Annotated in this window: 1 protein-coding gene and 1 pseudogene; both read left to right on the top strand. The window is 37.6% G+C overall.

Features of this window, described 5'->3' with window-relative positions; genetic code table 11:
• The coding region (locus tag ASJ81_RS14650; RefSeq protein WP_212556086.1) for an IS66 family transposase at positions 1 to 359 on the top strand (359 nt) is incomplete at its 5' end.
• Positions 360 to 387: 28 nt separating this feature from the next.
• Positions 388 to 689: pseudogene (locus ASJ81_RS23355) on the top strand (ISH3 family transposase); the annotation flags it as partial.

The raw sequence follows: 689 nt of genomic DNA, 5'->3' as shown, positions 1-689 counted from the left end.
TTAAGTTTGATCAGTTGTTTTCTACCAAAACAGGATATGAAAAGCTGGATGAAAGAATCGCTAAGATGAAAGAGAACAAAGAATACCTGTTAAAGGTGCTGAGTTTGCCAGAGATTCCGCTGCATAACAATGCAGCGGAACTAGCGGCGAGAGCAAAAGTCAGAAAAAGAGATGTGAGCCTTCAAACCATAACAGAGGAAGGAACAAAAGCAAATGACACATTTATGACGATTGTTCAGACAGCAAAGAAACTGGGTGTAAGTGCATATCAGTACATATGTGATAGAGTTGGCGGTACATTTGGGATGCCATCTCTGGCTCAATTAATCGGAGAAAAAAGCTCAATAAGCAGAAATTGAGAGCTTTCCACTCAATTTGAAGAGGATACGGAATTCTGTCCATTCAGTTACAGCAAGATATCAGGATGTTGCATGCGAAACATCTCTTCGATATCATCTCAAGAAATTAAACATGGAAGAACTGATCACATCGAATGAAAAGATTCTCCTTCAAGAAGTTTTAAAAACCTTAAAAACAGGTAAAAGCTATGAATTCGCTGTCGATTACACTAATGATCCTTATTATGGGAAAACAGATTCATCTAATGAGAAATACGTGATACGTAGCCAAGCTAAAAAGTCAACAAACTCTTTTTACTCATACATCACCCTCTACATCACTAACAAGAA

The sequence above is a fragment of the Methanosarcina spelaei genome (genome assembly GCF_002287235.1).
Taxonomy (GTDB): Archaea; Halobacteriota; Methanosarcinia; order Methanosarcinales; family Methanosarcinaceae; genus Methanosarcina; species Methanosarcina spelaei.
This window is presented reverse-complemented; position numbering and strand designations above follow the sequence as displayed.